13 protein-coding genes and 1 other RNA gene are annotated in these 12,227 nt (G+C 58.1%); 9 read left to right on the top strand and 5 right to left on the bottom strand.

Annotated elements, in window-relative coordinates; translation table 11 throughout:
• The first annotated feature begins 4 nt into the window (after nt 1–4).
• From rpsI to ABY948_RS00575, 6 genes are all read left to right on the top strand, one after another.
• Complete coding sequence (gene rpsI, locus ABY948_RS00600; RefSeq protein WP_461480554.1) at nt 5–397, top strand: 30S ribosomal protein S9; 393 nt, start codon at nt 5–7, stop codon at nt 395–397.
• A 185-nt stretch (nt 398–582) separates the two neighbouring features.
• Nucleotides 583–1,185: a ubiquinol-cytochrome c reductase iron-sulfur subunit gene (gene petA / locus ABY948_RS00595; RefSeq protein ID WP_461480553.1), complete on the top strand. Its 603-nt coding sequence runs from the start codon at nt 583–585 to the stop codon at nt 1,183–1,185.
• Nucleotides 1,185–3,218, top strand: coding sequence for a ubiquinol-cytochrome c reductase (locus tag ABY948_RS00590; RefSeq protein WP_461480552.1), 2,034 nt, complete (start codon nt 1,185–1,187; stop codon nt 3,216–3,218). Before petA ends, ABY948_RS00590 begins: the two co-directional genes overlap by 1 nt.
• 71 nt (nt 3,219–3,289) lie before the next feature.
• A complete protein-coding gene (locus ABY948_RS00585) occupies nt 3,290–3,922 on the top strand; it encodes a glutathione S-transferase N-terminal domain-containing protein (protein ID WP_461480551.1) in 633 nt (210 codons plus the stop codon).
• A gap of 95 nt (nt 3,923–4,017) precedes the next feature.
• Nucleotides 4,018–4,449, top strand: a complete 432-nt coding sequence (locus ABY948_RS00580; RefSeq protein ID WP_461480590.1) for a ClpXP protease specificity-enhancing factor — start codon at nt 4,018–4,020, stop codon at nt 4,447–4,449.
• Between the two features lie 11 nt (nt 4,450–4,460).
• Nucleotides 4,461–5,639 (top strand): acetyl-CoA C-acyltransferase, encoded by a 1,179-nt coding sequence (locus ABY948_RS00575; protein ID WP_461480550.1) that lies wholly within the window; start codon nt 4,461–4,463, stop codon nt 5,637–5,639.
• Between the two features lie 72 nt (nt 5,640–5,711).
• Here ABY948_RS00575 and ABY948_RS00570 read toward each other — a convergent pair whose 3' ends face one another.
• The 3 genes from ABY948_RS00570 to ABY948_RS00560 are packed head-to-tail and all read right to left on the bottom strand — an operon-like array spanning nt 5,712 to nt 7,273.
• Nucleotides 5,712–6,284, bottom strand: coding sequence for a BON domain-containing protein (locus ABY948_RS00570; RefSeq protein ID WP_461480549.1), 573 nt, complete (start codon nt 6,282–6,284; stop codon nt 5,712–5,714).
• Nucleotides 6,284–6,871, bottom strand: coding sequence for a D-sedoheptulose-7-phosphate isomerase (locus tag ABY948_RS00565; RefSeq protein WP_461480548.1), 588 nt, complete (start codon nt 6,869–6,871; stop codon nt 6,284–6,286). Before ABY948_RS00565 ends, ABY948_RS00570 begins: the two co-directional genes overlap by 1 nt.
• A 6-nt stretch (nt 6,872–6,877) precedes the next feature.
• Nucleotides 6,878–7,273: a YraN family protein gene (locus ABY948_RS00560; protein WP_461480547.1), complete on the bottom strand. Its 396-nt coding sequence runs from the start codon at nt 7,271–7,273 to the stop codon at nt 6,878–6,880.
• A gap of 171 nt (nt 7,274–7,444) precedes the next feature.
• Between ABY948_RS00560 and ABY948_RS00555 the strand changes: the two genes are divergently transcribed.
• Nucleotides 7,445–7,966 carry a hypothetical protein gene (locus ABY948_RS00555; RefSeq protein ID WP_461480546.1) on the top strand — a complete coding sequence of 174 codons (522 nt, stop codon included), beginning with the start codon at nt 7,445–7,447 and terminating at the stop codon, nt 7,964–7,966.
• Here the strand turns inward: ABY948_RS00555 and ABY948_RS00550 are convergent.
• Entirely contained in the window at nt 7,963–9,801 is a 1,839-nt protein-coding gene (locus ABY948_RS00550; protein ID WP_461480545.1) for a penicillin-binding protein activator, read from the bottom strand. The genes ABY948_RS00555 and ABY948_RS00550 overlap by 4 nt on opposite strands.
• 15 nt (nt 9,802–9,816) lie before the next feature.
• On the opposite strand from ABY948_RS00550, the gene rsmI reads away from it, so the two are divergent.
• Nucleotides 9,817–10,650, top strand: a complete 834-nt coding sequence (gene rsmI, locus ABY948_RS00545) for a 16S rRNA (cytidine(1402)-2'-O)-methyltransferase (protein WP_461480544.1) — start codon at nt 9,817–9,819, stop codon at nt 10,648–10,650.
• Between the two features lies 1 nt (nt 10,651).
• Here the strand turns inward: rsmI and ABY948_RS00540 are convergent, their stop codons facing one another.
• Nucleotides 10,652–11,359 carry a ParA family protein gene (locus ABY948_RS00540; protein ID WP_461480543.1) on the bottom strand — a complete coding sequence of 236 codons (708 nt, stop codon included), beginning with the start codon at nt 11,357–11,359 and terminating at the stop codon, nt 10,652–10,654.
• 156 nt (nt 11,360–11,515) lie between these two features.
• Between ABY948_RS00540 and rnpB the strand changes: the two genes are divergently transcribed.
• Nucleotides 11,516–11,904, top strand: an RNA gene (gene rnpB / locus ABY948_RS00535) — RNase P RNA component class A.
• Nucleotides 11,905–12,227 lie beyond the last annotated feature (323 nt).

The raw sequence follows: 12,227 nt of genomic DNA, 5'->3' as shown, positions 1-12,227 counted from the left end.
AATTATGGCAGACACCCAATACTACGGTACCGGTCGCCGCAAGACTTCCTCCGCGCGCGTCTTCCTGAAGTCCGGCGCTGGCAACATTACGGTCAACGACCGCTCCCTCGACCAGTATTTTGGTCGCGAGGTGGCGCGAATGATTGTTCGTCAGCCGCTGGAGCTGGTTGGTAGCGCTGATAAATTTGACCTGAAAATCACGGTTGCCGGCGGTGGCAGCTTTGGTCAGGCGGGAGCGATCCGCCACGGTATTGCCCGTGCGTTGCTCCAGTACGACGAAGGCCTGCGCAGCAACCTGCGCAAAGCCGGATTCCTGACGCGCGATGCCCGTGAGGTGGAGCGTAAGAAGGTTGGCTTGCACAAGGCCCGCAAGCGCCCGCAGTTCTCCAAGCGCTAATTCGTTACTCGCTGAGTCGCAAAAAACCCGGTTTTCAATGCCGGGTTTTTTTGTTTTTGAAAACAATAAATTACCTACTTTTTGTGGGTGTTTGTCTTGTAAAGAAGGGTGGACTTCTTTACTATTGCACGCCATTTTCCACACATAAAAAATTTGCCAACCTTTGCTGTTAACGGGAGAGCGTCATGAGCAATGACGGTGTTAATCAGGGGCGCCGACGCTTCCTGACAGGGGCCACCTGCGTGGTGGGCGCTGCCGGGGTAGTTGGAGCTGCCGTTCCTTTTGTGGGTTCCTGGAACCCGAGTGCCAAGGCGAAAGCCGCGGGTGCGCCGGTCAAGGCCAATATCGCCAAAATCGAATCCGGTCAAATGGTGACCGTCGAGTGGCGTGGTAAGCCGGTCTATATTGTTCGCCGCACCAAAGAAGTCCTCGACGGACTCAATGGTCACGACGATATGTTCAGGGATCCCAGCTCCCAGCAGTCAAAACAGCCGACCTATGTGGATGGTGTAACCCGTACCATTGCCGGCAAGGAAGAGTATCTGGTGCTGGTTGGCCTCTGTACCCACCTCGGCTGTGCGCCGATGTACCGGCCGGATGTGGGCGCCCAGGATCTGGGTGGCGATAAGTGGTTCGGCGGCTTCTTCTGCCCCTGTCACGGTTCCAAGTTCGACCTGTCGGGCCGGGTGTTTACCGGGGTGCCCGCTCCCACCAACCTGGAAGTTCCTCCGTATTCCTATGAGAGTGATACGGTCATTGTTATCGGTGTAGACCAGGAGGGCGCGTAATGAACTGGTTAGCTTCTTTGTGGGGTTGGGTCGACGACCGCCTCCCCGTCCAGCGGGCCTGGGACACCCACATGGCCAAGTATTATGCCCCGAAAAATTTCAACTTCTGGTATTTCTTCGGCGTGTTGTCACTGGTGGTACTGGTCATCCAGCTGCTGTCCGGCATCTGGCTGTTGATGAGCTATCAGGGGTCTTCTGAAGCGGCGTTTGCCTCCGTGGAATACATCATGCGCGATGTGGATTACGGCTGGATCATTCGCTACATGCACTCCACCGGCGCGTCCGCGTTCTTTATTGTGGTCTACCTGCACATGTTCCGCGGCCTGCTGTACGGCTCCTACAAGCCGCCGCGGGAACTGGTGTGGATCTTCGGCATGACCATTTACGTGGCGCTGATGGCGGAAGCTTTCCTCGGCTACGTGCTGCCCTGGGGCCAGATGTCCTACTGGGGCGCCCAGGTGATCATCTCCCTGTTCGGTGCGATCCCGGTGGTGGGCGAAGATATCGTCCAGTGGGTGCGCGGCGACTACCTGATTTCCGGTATCACCCTGAACCGCTTCATGTCCCTGCACGTGGTGGCGGTGCCGATTATCCTGCTGGCGCTGGTGGTACTGCACATCCTGGCGCTGCACGAAGTGGGTTCCAACAACCCCGACGGCGTCGAGATCAAGAAGAACAAGGATGAAAACGGCATTCCCCGCGACGGCATTCCGTTCCACCCCTATTACACCGTGCACGACCTGGTGCCGATTGTGGTGTTCCTGTTCGTGTTCTGTTTCATTCTGTTCTTCGTCCCGGAAATGGGCGGCTATTTCCTGGAGCATGCCAACTTTGAAATTGCCAACCCGCTGAAGACGCCGCCGCACATTGCGCCGGTCTGGTACTTCACCCCGTTCTACTCCATGTTGCGGGCGGTACCCGACAAGTTTGCTGGCTTCCTGGTGATGGCGGCGGCGATCGCCATCATGTTTGTGCTGCCCTGGCTGGATCGCAGCCCGGTCAAGTCGATCCGTTACAAGGGCTCCTTCAGCCGCGCAGCGATTCTGGTGTTCGCCTCATCGTTCATTGTCCTGGGTGTGTTGGGTGTGAGAGCGCCGACCCCGGAGCGCACACTGCTGGCACAGATTTGTACCATTATTTATTTCCTGTTCTTCCTGGCTATGCCCATTTGGACGAAGCTGGAAAAGACCACTCCTCAGCCTGAGCGTGTTACCACCCATGGCGGATTTGGTTTCTGGAAGTCGCTGGCGGCATTTGTGGTAGTGGTTCTATTGACCTGGCTGCCGCTGAAGGCGGTGGGCTCCGAGGCTGAACACGACTGCGGCACCATCGCCTGTGATGAGTTCGAGGCCGACCTGGCGGACAAAGAATCACTGCAGCACGGGGCCAAGCTGTTTGTGAACTACTGTATGGGCTGCCACTCTGCCAAATACTCCCGTTGGGAGCGCGTGGCGAATGACCTGAAGATGCCCGCCGGACTGGTGATGGATAACCTGGTGTTCGCCGATCAAAAAATCGGCAGCCTGATGGGTATCTCCATGCCCGAGGCCAATGCCAAGCAGTGGTTTGGCGCCGCGCCACCGGACCTCACCCTGGTCGCCCGCGCCCGTTCGCCAGAGTGGGTTTACACCTACCTGCGCAACTTCTATGTTGACCCCACCCGCCCGGTGGGCGTGAATAACAAGGTCTTCAAGGATGTGGGTATGCCCCACGCCCTGATGGACCTGCAGGGACTGCAGGAATGTGCCCCCGGCCCGGTTCACGCCGAGAATGGTGGCATCAAGCGCGATCCGCTGACCCGAGAGGAAATTCTCGAGGATGATTGCGGCCGCTACAGCTTGGTGAAAAAAGGTAGCATGAGTCCTGAAGAGTTTGATGTGGCTGTCTACGACCTGGTTAACTTCCTCGCATACGAGGCAGAGCCCATGGCCGAGGACAGGGAGCGCATCGGCACCTATGTCTTGTTATTCCTGGCCTTCCTGTTTATCTGGGTGTGGCTGCTGAACAGGGAATACTGGAAGGGCCTTCACTGATCGTCATGGATGGCCGCCGCTGGGCGGCCATCTAGTTTCCGTAACTTGTAAACAACTATTGAGGTTTTCATATGGGGGTTGTTGCAAAACGATCTTCGATGACTTTTTTTTCTGATCCGTCCTGTCATTACAGCCATCGGGTACGCATCGTACTGGCTGAAAAAGGCGTCACGGTAGAAATTGAGGAAGTGGATGATAAAAATCTGCCAGAAGACGTATTGGAACTGAATCCCTACGCTTCTCTGCCCACGCTTGTCGACAGGGATCTGGCACTTTATGAAACCAAGGTGATGATGGAATACCTGGATGAAAGGTTCCCCCATCCCCCGTTGTTGCCGGTTTATCCGGTGGCCCGTGCCCTGAGCCGCCAGTTTATGCACCGCATCGAGCGGGACTGGAGCAGCCAGATTGATACGATTATCAGCAATCCCGAAGGTGCTGTGGCGGACAAGGCGCGCAAAGAGCTGAGCGATAGCCTGTGCAGCATTGCCCCCATTTTCGCAGACTTGCCCTACTTTATGAGCGAGGAGTTCACCCTGGTGGACTGTTGTCTGGCGCCGATTTTGTGGCGCCTGGACAGTCTCGGGATCAAGCTCCCCGCCAATCGCCAGATAAAGCCGTTGCAGGACTATATGAAGCGCCTGTTCGACAGACCCTCCTTTCGGGAAAGCCTGTCTGAGCTGGAAAAGGAAATGGCATTCTGACGCCATTCGTTTTGGCATAGTTGGCATGGAAAGGGACTAGCATGTCCCTTTTTTTTGTACAATACGACCCCTTGAAGCCGGAACCTATGGCAGCTATGAGCATGACATCCAATCGACCCTATCTGATCCGGGCTTTTTACGACTGGATCGTGGATAATAAGTGTACCCCCTACATGGTGGTGGATGCCTATTTCCAGGGGGTCGAGGTGCCGCAGCAGTACGTCAACGACGGGCAAATCGTCCTCAACGTGGCGCCGCGGGCCGTCGCCACGTTTGTTATGAACAATGACGAAGTGGCTTTTACCACGCGCTTTGGTGGTGTACCGAGCAGCATTCGCCTGCCAATCCAAGCCATTACCGGTATTTACGCGCGTGAAAATGGTCAGGGCATGGTGTTTCAGCCCGAGAAGAGTACTGATCCAGATCCCCAGGGACCGGGTCCAACGAAACCTGTTGCAGTGAAAGAGGGAGTAACCGGAGGGACCGGCGATAAGACCAGGAAACCCTCTCTGAGAGTTGTTAAATAGAGGTTTAAATTATGTCTGATCCCATCGTAATCGTCGGTATGGCACGTACGCCTATCGGCAGCATGCAAGGCCAGTTTAACGGTGTGCCCGCTACCCATCTGGGCGCTACAGCCATTAAAGCAGCGGTAGAGCGAGCCGGTGTCGCGCCAGAGCAGGTTGGTTCTGTGGATATGGGCTGTGTTCTCACTGCCGGGCTGCGCCAGGCGCCAGCGCGGCAGGCCGCGCTGGGAGCGGGGTTGCCGAGTAGTGTCAGCGCCACCACCCTCAACAAGGTCTGTGGTTCCGGTATGCGGGCGGTGATGAATGCCTTCGACAGCCTGTCCCTGGGTCACGTCGACATTGCGGTAGCCGGTGGCATGGAGAGTATGACCAATGCTCCCTACCTGATGTTGCAAGGGCGCGGCGGTTACCGCTTCGGCCATGCCCAGATCTTTGACCATATGACCATGGACGGTCTGGAAGATGCCTACAATGGCCAGGCCATGGGCATCTTTGCCGAGCAGTGCGCAGAAAAATACGGTTTTACCCGCGAGGATCAGGACGCCTTTGCCATCACTTCCCTGGAGCGCGCCAGCAAGGCCATTGCCGAAGGCAAGTTCGAAGGTGAAATTGCCCCGGTGTCCGTCGCCGGCCGCAAGGGTGAAGTGCAATACGCCATTGATGAGCAGCCCGGCAAATCCAGCCCTGAGAAAATCCCCAGCCTGCGCCCGGCCTTTATCAAGGACGGTACGGTCACTGCAGCCAATGCCAGCTCCATCAGCGACGGCGCAGCTGCACTGGTGCTGACCCGCCAGTCCGTGGCGGAACAGCAGGGCCTCAAGCCGTTGGCGCGGATTCTCGCGCACAGCGTGCACTCCCAGGAGCCGGAGTGGTTTACCACCGCACCGGTGGGCGCGATCAATAAATTGCTGGCCAAAGTGGGCTGGAGCAAGGATGACGTCGATCTGTTCGAGATCAACGAAGCCTTTGCCGTGGTGACCATGGCCGCCATGAAAGAGCTGGGCCTGCCCCATGAGAAGGTGAATGTGCACGGCGGCGCCTGTGCCCTGGGCCACCCCATCGGCGCTTCCGGCGCCCGCATTATTGTCACCCTGTTGGCAGCGCTGCAGACCTATGGCAAAACCAAGGGTATTGCCGGCATCTGTATCGGCGGCGGCGAAGCTACTGCGCTGGCGGTTGAACTGCTTTAACCGCAGCACTCTAGAGCGGTAATAGTGAATAAAAAACGGCCCCTGAGGGCCGTTTTTTATGTGGCTACCGGTCTAGTCTATGTATTCAAACACTTTTACCACCCGCCGCGCGCCGCGGGTGGTGCTGGCCACCCGCGCAGCTTGATCGCCGGTGCTGCGCTTGACCAGTCCCATCAGGTAGATGACGCCATTCTCGGAGACCACCTTGATCCGCGTGGACTTGATGCTCTTCTCGGCGATCAGCTTGGCGCGGACTTTGGTCGACAGCCACACGTCATTGCTGCGCGAGACCAGGGTGGTTGACCCAATCACCTGCAATTCATTGTGGACCTGGCGCACGCCGCGGAAGTTCCGGGCGGTATTGCCGGCCAGGGTGCGCAAGTCATTGGAAGCGACCTCCCCGGTGAGCAATATCACACCGTTATAGGCGTTGACATTGACGTGGGCGTGCTCAAGATAGGGGTCAGCCTTCTTGATATTCACGCCGATCAAGGTCTCCAGTTCCCAGTCATCGATATCAGTGCCCAACGAGGTTTCCGTGGGATCCGGGTGGATGGGCTTATCGGTGGTAGCGTGGATGACACTGGTACAGCCGGTCAGGCTGACGATGCTGATGAGCAGCAGCGCGGCCAAGGGTTGCAACATTAAGACGTTCCTCCAAAAAGTTGTTGGTCAATTAACTCGCAAAGACAGAACAGGCTCAGCAGGTGAACCTCGCTGATACGGTGCCGTTCGTTGTGATCCACATAAATCTCGATATCGTCACCGCTGAGCAGTGCTGACAGATCCGTGTCGCCGCAGCCGGTAAAGCCGATCACGGACATACCCCGGTCGTGCGCGGTATGAATCGCCTGTACCAGATTGCTGGGATTGGTGCCGAGGCTGAAGATGACCAGCAGGTCGCCGGGTTGTCCGAGGGTTTTCACCTGTTTGCTGAACATCTCGCTTACACTGTGGTAGTGGCCGATGGCGGTGATCAGGTTGCTGTCGTTATTGAGACAGACAGCGGGGAACCCCGGTCGTTCCAGTTTGTACTGCAACAGCAGGGACTGGGTGAATATATTCGACAGTGCGGCGGACAGACCATTGCCGCAACAGAGCACTTTATGGCCCTGGAGCAACTGCTCAACAGTTTTGACACTGGCTCTTGCAATCAGCGGAGCCAATGCCTCACCAGCCGCCATCTTCGCTTCGATGCTCTGGTGAAACAGCTCAATAACGCTTGATTCCATGGTCCCCTACGACAGGCTGAAGGCATTTTGCAGCCATTCTACCTGATACGCTGCATTGTTGCCGTGGTCTTTGCCGAGACAGAGTGCATCAAAACGACAGGGCATTTTTTCCCACAGATGCTTGTGCTGTAAATAGTGCCGGGCCGTGGCAACGATACGCCTCTGCTTGGCGGCGTCGATACTCTGCGCCGCACTGGCAAAACCGGGATGGCGGCGCAACCGCACCTCCACAAACACCAGTGTGGAACCGTGCTGCATAATCAGGTCGATTTCACCCCTGGTGGTTCGATAGTTCTGTTCGAGGGTCGCCAGACCCTGTTGTTCAAGGTAGTGCCTGGCCCAGCGCTCGGCCTCCATACCCGGAGTCAAAGGCGTGGTTTTTGCGCGAAAAAAATTCCTCATGCCGGCAAAGTCCCTTTGTGCGGAATGTTTGGATGAACACTAGCCTGCTTTTTGGCCAATCTCAACAATCCGTGCTGACTGCTGCTATCGCGGGGTTCGCATCTACTTGCCGGGAGCGCGACGGGCGCCCTACTATGCGGTGTCCCCGCCCGTGCAACCATGGAGCCCATCATGTCACTCTCTCAGCGTTTTGGTTTGATCGCGTTTTTTTGTGCGGGGATGCTGTGCGCAGCGCCGAACTGGGCCGCAGAGGCGCCGATAGCCGACAAAATGGATTTCAGCAGCCTGGTCGATCAGTTTGGCAGGTTCTTCAGCGAACAGCAGGGTATGGCGTTGGTGATGGTGGTGAACGGCATGAAAGCCAAAAATAGGGTGCGGGACACCCTGGCCGGATTAAATGTCGACTGTTTACAGCGGGGGCGGGTCATCTATCTGGCGAATATCAGCGGGATGCCCAGGATGATATCCAAATTGATCGCCGTCCCGCGGTTGCGGGATCTGGGCTATCCCGTCTGGCTCGATTATTCGGGTCAAGTGACGGCCGGGTTGCCGACCCGCAAGGATCAAGTGACCCTGTTGACCCTCGACTCACAGCAGTTGCCCGGCGGCGTCGAGTACGTCGCGTCAGCTGAGGCGCTCAGGGCCGGTCTGCTGCCATTCTGCAGTGGGGTGGATGCCGGGCGGGGAGATTAATTTTCGCTGAGTTGTTGTGCGGCTCTGACCCGGCCGCCGCGAAACAGCGCCCAGGGTTGTTCCCGGGTGATGGTGCCCCGCTCGCCCAATTGCAGTGTGCCGGTACTACCCGAGAGCCGGGTGTTGGGGAGCAACAGCATTTGTGGCAGTCCCTGGTGCAGGTGATAGGCGTCAATCCCCAGTGCAAACATGTGCCGGTAAAGCGGTGGCAGGTCGGTAGCCGGTTGCAGCTGGTTGTCTCTGGCGCCGGGCAGTGTCCAGGGCATGGCGCTGAAACGGATATTTTCCAGGTCGCGGTTGCGGCCGGGATCCTGGACCCCGCTGTAGAGCTGGGATGTGCCGTAGATTTGCAGGTCACTGGCAAACAGAAAGTCGAGGGTGGGTTTCACCTGGCGCGCCTGATCCGGGTAGGCGACCAGGAAAACCATATCCAGGTCCTGGCGGCGGCGGGGCGTAAAATAGAGCGTTTTGCCGAGCAGTTGCTGCAGGCGTTTTTTGCGCTCTTCACTCTGTTCGATGTTCAGCACCGGCTTCAACAGCGGCGTGAAATCACTCTGTGCGGTGCCGTAGGCGGGGGCTTCGATCAAGGTGCCGCCGTGTTCGCTCCAGCGTTCGCGGAAAGCGGCCAGGGCGCGTTCTCCCGAGCTGGAGTTGGGGGTGATGGCGAGCGCCGTGCGCTGGCCCTCTATCCAGGCCCGGTCGGCGATCTGTCGCGCCTCATCGCTGACGGACAAACCGAACTGGAAGAAATTGTCAGGAATGGGCGTGGCGGCGTTTTCCAGGTAATTCAGGGCAATGGTGGGCACCGGCAGCGCGGGCATGGCCAGCAGTTGCTCGACTTTTTCACGCTGCACCGGGCCGATGACCAGCTGAGCGCCGTCGGCCACTGCCTGTTGATAGACGGGGCTGATATTGTCGCCGAGCGATGTATCGTAAAAGCGGATCCGTGGCGTTTCGCCACCGTAGCTGCGGGCGTCGTACCAGGCGGCCAGCAGGCCGCTGCGAATGGCTTTGCCCGCCTGGGCCAGCGATCCCTCGAAGGGCAACAGCACGGCGATTCGCGTTGGCAGGGAGTCGGCAATCTGTTGCAGCGCACCCAGGCTGGTCGGGGGCGTCAGCGCGGCCGGGTGGGTGGACCACTTGCTCTTCCAGAGCGTGATGAGGCTGAGCTGCTGATTCACATCGCCCTGATGATTGCGGATGATGCCGGCCAGACTGTACCAGCCCTGTAGCGTCGGGTCCGTTTCGGTGGCGGTTAGAGAGGCCAGATACGGATCGGAAATATGTGACAGTACCTGCCACAGCTGTTCGTGGGCGTAGGCCTGATCCGCCGGGGTCGTCGCCAGTGTGGACAGGGCGGCGAATGCCCGGATGCTGTTTTCATCTTCACCGAGCAGGGAAAACAGTTCGCCGCGCATTTTTTGCCATCTGGCCTGTTGTTCGAGGGGCAGGCGATAGGCGATGGCGGTCATCCGTTCATCCATCAACAGGCTGCGGGCCTCAAAATACTGCTCCCCTTGCAGGGACAGTGCGGAATACAGCAGGACAAAATCACCGTAGCGATCATCCGGCAGGCCCGCGGCGTCAATCGCAGCCAGTGTTTGCAGGGCTTTTTGCTGCTTGCCAGCCTGGTCGAGAAACCTGGCTGCGTTCAATTGGTGGAGCTGTCGCTCGGGTGTTATGCTGCCCGCGGCCTGTGCCAGTTCCTGATCCGCCAGTTCCGCAGGGGTTGGGGTGTGCCGACTGACCGGCGTCAGGCCCCCCTGCTGAGTACATCCGCCCAGCAACAGGGTCAGCCAGAGCAGGGCAGCGGCGGTGATGCGAAACTTGAACATAGGTGTGGCTTCTTTATGGCTGGTGAATTGTATGTGGTGGCTACGCCGATCGGCAATCTGGGGGATATGGTACCCCGTGCCGTCGAGGTTCTCCATGCCGCAGATCTCATTGCCGCGGAAGACACCCGCCACAGCGGACGCCTGATGAAGCACCTGGGCATCGATAAACCCATGGTGGCCTATCACGACTACAGTGAGGCCCGCCAGGTGGGGCGCATTGTCCAGGCCCTGGAGCAGGGGCGGAAGGTGGCGCTGATTTCCGACGCCGGTACCCCGCTGATTTCCGACCCCGGTTATCGCCTGGTGCGGGAGGTTCGCCAGTTGGGGGTGAAGGTGATTCCGGTGCCGGGGCCCTGTGCCGCCATTGCCGCGCTCAGTGCGTCGGGCTTGCCCAGTGACCGCTTCTCGTTTGAAGGGTTTCCCCCGGCCAAGTCCGCGGCGCGGCTGAAAAAGTTTGCAGCGCTGGCAGATGATAGCCGGACATTAATTTTCTATGAGTCCCCCCACCGCATTCTCGATACCCTGGCGGATCTGTCTGAAGCCTTTGGCGGTGACCGCGAGGCGGTTATGGCCAGGGAATTGACCAAGGCCTTTGAAACCTTCCTGGTGGGCACGCTGGATGAAATTGGCCAGCTGGTTCGCAGCGATGCCAATCAGCAGCGGGGCGAGATCGTACTGCTGTTGCGGGGGGCGCCAGAGGCCTCGAACGTGAGTGATGAAGAACAGCAGCGGGTGTTGAAAGTGCTGCTGGAAGAACTGCCCCTGAAACAGGCTGCGGCGCTGGCTGCAAAACTGACCGGCGGGCAGAAAAATGCCCTCTACCAGATGGCCTTGTCGCTCAAATCCTGATTCAGGCAGTCGTGGCCAGGGCGATGATGTCCGGGTTGAGGCGCTTGCCGAGCGGCTCTTGCCGGCCGGAGGCCGTCTCGGAACACCACTGGGCTATTTTGGCGATCTCCAGCTTGTCGCCGCGGTAGTGACTGCCTTTCATTTCCCAGACACCCATGCCGTCCGCCGCCGCCTGAAGAAATGTGCGCGAATCCCGCAAACTGGCAATCACGGGCAATTTCAGTTCCCTGTCCAGTTCGGTGCCGCGTCGGGAAGCGGATGTGGATTGCGGTGCGCGATTGGCCACCAGGGCCATATTTTCTTGCGAGGGCAGCAGCCTGCGCAGATGCTGTACGGTGTTGGCGACTGCGTGCAGATCAAATTCGGCCAATAGTGCCGGCAGTAAAATGGCTGTCGCCTCCCTCAGCAGCGGGCTGAGGTTGATCAGGTCGGGCCGGGCGGGAGTGTCCAGTATCAGCACTTCCGTGTTTCTGGGGGGCTGGATGGCCCAGCTGCGGGTGACATTGTGTGGGCAGTTGTGGGCGTCGACCAGCTGCACATGGGGCGCCTGATCCGGTCGCTTCAGCGCCCAGAAGACGCTCGATCCCTGGGGGTCCAGGTCCATCAATGTCGTGATCTTTCCCTGAGCACTAAAGTAACTGGCAAGATTGGTGGCCAGCATGGTTTTACCACTGCCGCCCTTGGGGTTGATCACCACAATTCTTTGCATGTGTTTTGGCCTTAGACCATCTTTGGGATTTGTCAATACTACCGAACAATACTGCATTGAACCATCGATCAGGTCAAAAAATAACCAGCGAGCTGGGTGATCTTTTTTCAAGGGTATTGGTCGTCGCCTCAAAGACTTCATGGTAACCTTGCCGCGGGAGTTGGCCGGGCAACCGCCGCCGCTTTGTTTCTCGCTATCTCCGCAGGTGATGGCGGGCGCGCGGGGGAGGAAAGTCCGGGCTCCATAGGGCAGGGTGCCAGGTAACCCCTGGGGGGCGCGAGCCTACGGAAAGTGCAGCAGAGAGCAGACCGCCGATGGCCTGTCTTCGGACGGGATCAGGTAAGGGTGAAAGGGTGCGGTAAGAGCGCACCGCGCAACTGGTAACAGTTTGTGGCACGGTAAACCCCATCCGGAGCAAGACCAAATAGGAGTCCATTGGCGTGGCCCGCGCTGGACTCGGGTAGGTCGCTTGAGGTGTATGGTGACATGCATCCTAGACGAATGGTTGCCCACGACAGAACCCGGCTTACAGGCCAACTCCCATTTTTTTCTCCTGCTGGCGCATTCCGGTTGGGCTGCAGTTGGCTTTGTTGGGCGTCCGCCGCTGGGAGCCTGACCCGTCAGCGCGCTGCCATTGAATGTTGTTTTGCTGGTTAAAATATAACCAATCTGCCTTTTTTTGCATCAATTCCGGTTTTTCTTCGCAGTCAGTTAAAGTAATACTTTAACTGCGTTTTCTATCAGGCTGTTTCTGAAAACGATATTTTTCAAGCCTCCTTCGCCGTGTCGGCACATGCTCGCAACTTATTGAGTTTTTAAGACTTTTTTCGTGATTTTCTTCCCTTTTTGGGCCTTGACTTTGCCCTTG

This window comes from Porticoccus sp. (assembly GCF_041592135.1).
Taxonomy (GTDB): Bacteria; Pseudomonadota; Gammaproteobacteria; order Pseudomonadales; family Porticoccaceae; genus Porticoccus.
Note: the sequence above shows the minus strand (reverse complement) of the source record. Positions and strands in the feature narration are given on the sequence as shown.